The 6,637-nt window shown below is 51.7% G+C and carries 5 protein-coding genes; 1 reads left to right on the top strand and 4 read right to left on the bottom strand.

The annotated features are described in order from the left end of the window. Positions 1 to 77: 77 nt before the first annotated feature. The 3 genes from lepA to DEF47_RS02485 form a co-directional block, all read right to left on the bottom strand. The gene (lepA, locus tag DEF47_RS02495) at positions 78 to 1,880 is read right to left on the bottom strand and encodes a translation elongation factor 4 (protein ID WP_012190725.1); all 1,803 of its coding nucleotides are present in this window, start codon (positions 1,878 to 1,880) and stop codon (positions 78 to 80) included. 81 nt (positions 1,881 to 1,961) lie between these two features. After that, the gene (locus tag DEF47_RS02490) at positions 1,962 to 2,867 is read right to left on the bottom strand and encodes an HpcH/HpaI aldolase/citrate lyase family protein (protein WP_012190724.1); all 906 of its coding nucleotides are present in this window, start codon (positions 2,865 to 2,867) and stop codon (positions 1,962 to 1,964) included. Between the two features lie 91 nt (positions 2,868 to 2,958). Next, on the bottom strand, positions 2,959 to 3,915 hold the full coding sequence (locus DEF47_RS02485) for an ROK family protein (protein WP_012190723.1): 957 nt from the start codon (positions 3,913 to 3,915) through the stop codon (positions 2,959 to 2,961). A 227-nt stretch (positions 3,916 to 4,142) separates the two neighbouring features. On the opposite strand from DEF47_RS02485, the gene DEF47_RS02480 reads away from it, so the two are divergent. Continuing rightward, the gene (locus DEF47_RS02480) at positions 4,143 to 5,390 is read left to right on the top strand and encodes a Stp1/IreP family PP2C-type Ser/Thr phosphatase (protein ID WP_012190722.1); all 1,248 of its coding nucleotides are present in this window, start codon (positions 4,143 to 4,145) and stop codon (positions 5,388 to 5,390) included. Between the two features lie 132 nt (positions 5,391 to 5,522). Here DEF47_RS02480 and DEF47_RS02475 read toward each other — a convergent pair whose 3' ends face one another. Then, positions 5,523 to 6,575: a ParB/RepB/Spo0J family partition protein gene (locus DEF47_RS02475; protein ID WP_012190721.1), complete on the bottom strand. Its 1,053-nt coding sequence runs from the start codon at positions 6,573 to 6,575 to the stop codon at positions 5,523 to 5,525. Positions 6,576 to 6,637: the final 62 nt, after the last annotated feature.

The following is a 6,637-nucleotide window of genomic DNA, read 5'->3' as shown; positions in this document are numbered from 1 at the left end:
CGGGACGGAAGGGTGGTGATTGATGAATACAAGCCTTAAAACCTTCCCCTTGAAAGAAAAGGATTAAGGAACCTACATTAGCTATCGAGCTTCAAAACCGCCATAAAGGCATCTTGTGGAATCTCGACGTTGCCAACCATCTTCATGCGCTTCTTGCCCTCTTTTTGTTTTTCCAAGAGCTTGCGCTTACGGGTGATGTCGCCACCATAACATTTCGACAACACGTCTTTGCGCATTGCTCGAATGGTTTCACGGGCGATCACCCGTGATCCAACTGCTGCCTGAATTGGCACTTCAAACATTTGGCGTGGAATCAGCTTTTGCAGCTTTTCGACCAATTGGCGGCCTTGGCGATAGGCATTGTCGCGGTGGGTGATCATCGAAAGCGCATCAACCGCCGTACCATTGACCAACACGTCAAGCTTAACCAAATCCGAGGCGCGATAGCTGCTCAGATGATAATCCAGCGAAGCATAGCCTTGGGTGCGCGATTTAAGCGAATCATAGAAATCGATCACAATTTCTGAGAGTGGAATTTCGTACTTCAGCACGACCCGCTCTTTATCGAGATAATCCATGCTTTGGAAAATACCACGTTTGCCCGTGACCAACTCCATGACCACGCCAATATAGCGAGTTGGTACGATAATGCTAATCGACATCATCGGCTCTTCGATCTGGCTGATTTGGCCAACATCGGGCAATTCTGAGGGATTATCGATGATCAAAATTTCGCCAGCATTGGTTAGCACTTGATATTCCACGCTGGGCGCAGTTACCAATAGATCGATGTTGTATTCACGTTCGAGCCGCTCTTGCACAATTTCCATGTGCAGCAAGCCCAAGAAGCCCGCACGGAAGCCAAATCCTAGCGCGGCTGAGGTTTCTGGCTCGAACGAAAGCGCCGCATCGTTCAAACGCAATTTGTCCAGCGCATCGCGCAGCAAGGTGTAATCGCCTGAATCGACGGGATACAAACCGGCAAACACCATTGGCTTGGCTGGCTCATACGGGGCCAGTGAGGTTTTTGCAGGATTATCAACGAGCGTGATTGTATCGCCAACTTGGCAATCGCGCACCGATTTCAAACCAGTCGCGATATAGCCGACTTCGCCAGCGCTGAGCGCTTGGCCAGCGACCATGCCTGGTCGGAAGAAGCCAATTTCCATGGCTTCGGTCAGCACTTCGGTGCCCATTAGGCGCAATTTATCGCCAGCTCGAATCGTGCCATCGACCACCCGAATATAGGCAATTACGCCTTTGTAGGCGTTGTATTGCGAATCGAAAATCAAGGCACGAGCAGGCGCTTCGTTGATGCCTTTGGGTGGTGGAATGCGGGCGACAATCGCTTCGAGAATTTCGGGCACGCCTGTGCCTTCCTTGCCCGAAGCCAAAATAATCTCTTCGCGTGGCAAGCCCAGCACATGCTCGACTTCCTCGGAAACGCGCTCGACTTCAGCGCCAGGCAAGTCGATTTTATTCAAGATTGGAATAATTTCGAGATTGTTTTCGAGTGCCAAGTAGACGTTGGCCAATGTTTGGGCCTCGATCCCTTGGGAAGCATCAACGATCAACAATGCGCCTTCACAGGCTTGCAACGAGCGTGAAACTTCGTAGCTAAAGTCAACGTGGCCTGGGCAGTCGATCATATGCAAGGCATATTGTTGACCATCCTTGGCGGTATATTCTAGCCGGACGGGGTGCATCTTAATCGTGATGCCCTTTTCGCGTTCCAAATCCATGGCATCGAGGGTTTGTGCCCGCATTTCGCGTGAAGAAAGTGTTTGGGTCACTTCCAACAAACGATCCGAAAGCGTGGTTTTGCCATGATCGACGTGGGCGATAATGCTAAAGTTGCGAATGTGCGTCTGTTCAGCCATTGTGTCCTTTATGTCCTATTGTGTGAGGGCTTGCAATGTCAATCTGTTGACAGTATATCATGAGGCACGAAATTGATTGAGCTAAGGCTGAATGGCGATTAACCCTGCCCGTTGCGCCATAGCTAATTTTTTGGCATGAACCCGCAAGCTTGCTGCATCGATCATCTGATCATCAATCGCAATTGCCCCTAAGCCTGCCTGTTGATCGGCAGCTTGGTAGGCCTTGATCAGGCGTTGAGCTTCGGCAATTTCGGCAGCGCTGGGCAAAAAGGCTTGGTTGATGATTGGCACTTGTACCGGATGAATTGCCCATTTGCCATCGAAACCCATCGCGGCAGCGCGTTCTGCATCGCGTTGGCAGGCCTCGGCATCGCGAAAGGCAAAGGTCACATTATCGATCGCCTCTAGGCCCGCCGCTTTGGCCGCTACCAACATTTTGTGCTTGGGGTAAGCAAACATGCCCCATTGATCATCTGCCGAGCGTGCTCCCAAATCGCCTGCATAATCCGCCAAACCAAAAATTAAGCTTTCCAAACGAGGCGAGGCGTTGGCAATCTGCTCAACCGCTTGCAAGGCGCGAGTGCCTTCAATTAATACTTCGAGCTTAATTGTGCCAACCTGCAAGCCAATATTGGCCTCGATTTGACTGAGCAACCGATCAACGAAGCGCACATCGTCAGCGCTTTCAATTTTGGGAATCACCAAAACATCAATTTTAGCGCCAGCCGCCTCGACAATTTCAACGACATCGCGATAGTGATAATGAGTTTGCACCGCATTTGGGCGCACTGCTACAATTTTCTGGCCAAAATCTAAGCTTTGCAAGGCTTGAATGACTGTGGCACGGGCGGCAATTTTCTGTGAAACGGCGCAAGCATCTTCTAAATCGATAATCACTTCGTCGGCCTCAGAGGCGGCGGCTTTGGTGATCATGGCTAGGCTATGGGCGGGGCAGGTCATTTCACTGCGGCGAATCCTTGACGACATGCAGGCATCCTTTGTGCTAAAAACGGCAAGCCGCCAAGACCCAAAGGCGCATTGTCAGGAGACTTTGGAACTGAGCGGCTTGATGCTAAAATTAGGCTTGTTGGATTGAGCTAAATGCATAGGCAGCAGCGCCAAGCACCCCTAGATTATCGCCCATCTTGGTTTGATGAATTGGCACATTGCGATAGCCGGGCAAGGCGCGTTTGGTAATTTCGGCGCGAGCTGGGTTGAGCAAACGATCGCCTAAGTTGGAAACCCCGCCGCCCACGAAAATCGCTTCAGGGCTGAACATATGCAGCAAATTGACGAAGGCAATCCCACACCAAAAGCCAGCATTTTCGATTAAGCGAATTGCCAACTCATCGCCTTGTTGCGCCGCCAGATCTAAATGATGGGTGGTGACGGCATCGGGAGTGGTTAATTGATTAAGTACGGTGGCAGTGCCTGCTCGCATCGCTTCGGCAGCGTGGTAGGCCAAAAATGTGCCTGATGCGAGCGCTTCCCACGAACCAGCTGGGGTGGCCGTGGCGGGTGCAAAGCCATGCGGGTCGAGCACCATGTGACCAACTTCGGCGGCAAAGCCATTGTGACCGAGCAACAACCGACCATCACAAATGACCCCACCACCAACGCCCGTGCTGATCGTGACGTAAATCATATTTTGCATGCCACGACCACCGCCGAATAACCATTCGCCGACAGCAGCCAAATTGGCATCATTGCCGAGCACGACTGGAAACGGAACTTGGGCGGCGATTCGATCGCGGATGGGGAAGTTCTCCCAACCTGGCAAGTTGGGCATGGTAATGACCGTACCGGTAAAGGGGTTGAGTGGGCCAGGTGCGGCGATGCCAGCGCCGACAATTGTTGCACCATTCGCCGCAGCGATCATGGCGTTAATTAATTGAGTAATCCGACCAACAACTGCTTCAGCACCTTCATGCGCTTCGGTGCGAATCCGTTCATGAGCAAGAATTTCACCATCTCGGTCAACTAAGGCCGCACGTAAATGCGTGCCCCCGAGATCAATCCCGATTGCAAATGCCATAGGAAAAACCAATACCTTTCATGCGGATCTTTTAATTGCGCAATTATAGCACAGGGCATTTTGGGCTTTCTGCCTATAGACATTCACCCAGATGATCAATACAATAACAAAAATAAGCCAAATTTTAGCTAACAGCCGATTGTATTGTTGCTGCATAGTACGGCCTATGCTATACTCGCGCCGATACACTCACGATGTAAATCGTCCCGGGATTGACAGGAGTATCGATGAAGCTACGCCACAGCGCACAAACCGACATTGGGCGTTCACGCGAAGTTAACCAAGATGCCTATGGCGTGGGCGACCCGCTACCAAACGGAATCCAACTTTTTGTTGTTTGCGATGGCATGGGCGGTCATTTAGCTGGCGAAGTTGCCAGTCAAACGGCTGTGCAAACCATGTTGGCAACATTTCCGAACGTTGTTCAAAGCGATATTCCCAAAGCCCTCACTACTGCTATCGTGAGTGCCAATCAGGCTGTCTTCGATCGTGGCCGTGGCAATATGGGAACCACCTCGGTGGCCTTGCTGATCTTCAAAAATGTGGCGTTTCTGGCGAATGTTGGCGATAGCCGCGCATACTTGATTCGCAATAATGCAATGCGCCAAATAACCGTCGATCACTCGTTTGTCGAGGAGCAAGTTCGGGCTGGGTTAATGACCCGCGAACAAGCATCACAATCGAAGATCAAAAACATCATCACCCGCGCGGTTGGGCATCAACGCGAGGTGCAAGTTGATGTGTTTCGTGAGCCGGTTCAGGCTGGCGATCGCTTTTTGATCTCGTCCGATGGTCTGCATGGCTTCGTCGATGAAGCAACCATCTTAAAAACCATCAATACGCTGCCATTTGAGCAAATTGTGCCACGCTTGATCGATCTGGCGAATGGAGTCGGTGGTTACGATAATATCACCGCGTTGTTGGTGCAAGTCGATGAGCTTGAGGCGATTGCCGATAATGATCCATTGCTGGAAACATTATTGAATCAGCCGTTGACTGGGCCATTACGCAGTGCAGAGCCAATCACTGAAGAATTTGAATTGCCAGTTGGCCCAACCGGCACTGCGCCAATGCCCGTGGCTGGCATGCGCGATGACGAAACCCAACAGCATGTACCGATTACTGCTTCGGGGCGTTTGAATCCAGCAATGGCGGCTATCCCGACAAGCGCTGCTCGACCTACGCCAACTACTGCTCCTAAACCAGCAGGCGGTGGTTTATCCGGTTGGGGTATTTTAGGGTCGTTGGTGGTGTTGGCCGCTTTGGTTGGGGTGCTGTATATTTTTAAATTGCCCCCAGTCAGTTTGCTGTTCCCTGATACGACATCGACACCCAATCAAATTGTGGTGGCAGTTCCGTCGTTGATGCCAACAACCCAACCAACCACAACTTTAGCGCCAATTACCAATGCGCCGTTGGCAACTGCAACTTCGGGCATTTCGCCCACCTTGCAACAACCAACCCCAACTCCTTAACCTTGGTCTTTTCTTAAATGTATCAACCCCGCGCCAGACAGCGCGGGGTTGATGTTTAAGCTTGGGTGCGAGGCTGGCTTGCCCCTGACCCCTCGGCTCTTCATCCCTCATCCTTCATAATTCATTCTTGGTCTACTCCTCGTTTTCCCAGCCTTGATCTTGCAGGGTGCTGCGCAGGGCTTTGCTGAGCGTTTCGATTTGCTTGAGCACGAGCCGCACTTTGAAGGGCGCATTCTCATCGCTTTCCAGCCATTTGCTGAAATCGCCCTCGTGTACCGCCCGCGAAATCCGATCAGTTTCATCGACCATTTGATCAAGCGAGCGAATACGGAAGACCCGCGATTTATTTTTTTTGGCTTCGGTTTCTTCAACCACCGCGAAGAATTGATCGTGTTCATGCTGAATGCGCTCGTCTTCATCATCCCAAATATCAGCATCATCGGGATCAAGGCCAGCGCCCTCGGTCGAGCCATGGCTTAAACGGCCACCAGTTTGTTCAACTTCGCCGATGCGTTCGGTGCGTAGTTCCAAGCCACCTTCGAGCGCATCAAGTGCAGCCTCAACCGAAAGCTCGGGGTTGGCAGTCAGATAGGCCGCCAAACCACTAATTTGGGCCGCCGACATGCCTTCGTCAGCAGCATAGCGTGCTAGCTCAACTTGGCGACGTTCATTGGGCAAGCGCCGAATATGTTGAGCTTGGGTTACATTCAAATCGCCATTGCGCAGCAAGGCTTGTACTTCCTCGGGTAGATCAAGCAAGCTCAAATAGCGGCGTACCGAGCGGCCAACCAAGCCAACCCGCTTGCCAACTTCCTCATCGAGGTCGCCATTTACCCCAACTTCATTCAGTTGATCGCGCAGCCGTTTGAAGGCCACCGCTTTTTCAAGATCATTCAGATCCAAGCGGGCCACATTTTCGGCCAATTGCTGGGTCAGGCGGTCAGCTTCTTGTAGATCAAGCTTGATGCAGGGCACCCGTTCGTAGCCAAGCGAGCTAATGGCAGCCAAGCGTCGCCCGCCATACACCACGCGATAGCGATCTGCGCCAATGCCGATAACCCCAAGTGGTTGCAACAGGCCTTGTTCGGCAATCGTTGCGGCGAGCGCGGCAATATCGCCTTGATCTTGGCGAATCCCGCTTGGGTCGGCTTCTAGTTGATCTAAGCTTAAATAGAGTAATTGCATAAATTTGGAGCCTCGTGTTGATTTGGCAAAACACCGTGATTATAGCACACCTATTCTGGTTC

Source organism: Herpetosiphon sp., from assembly GCF_003512625.1.
GTDB classification, from domain to species: Bacteria; Chloroflexota; Chloroflexia; order Chloroflexales; family Herpetosiphonaceae; genus Herpetosiphon; species Herpetosiphon aurantiacus.
This window is presented reverse-complemented; position numbering and strand designations above follow the sequence as displayed.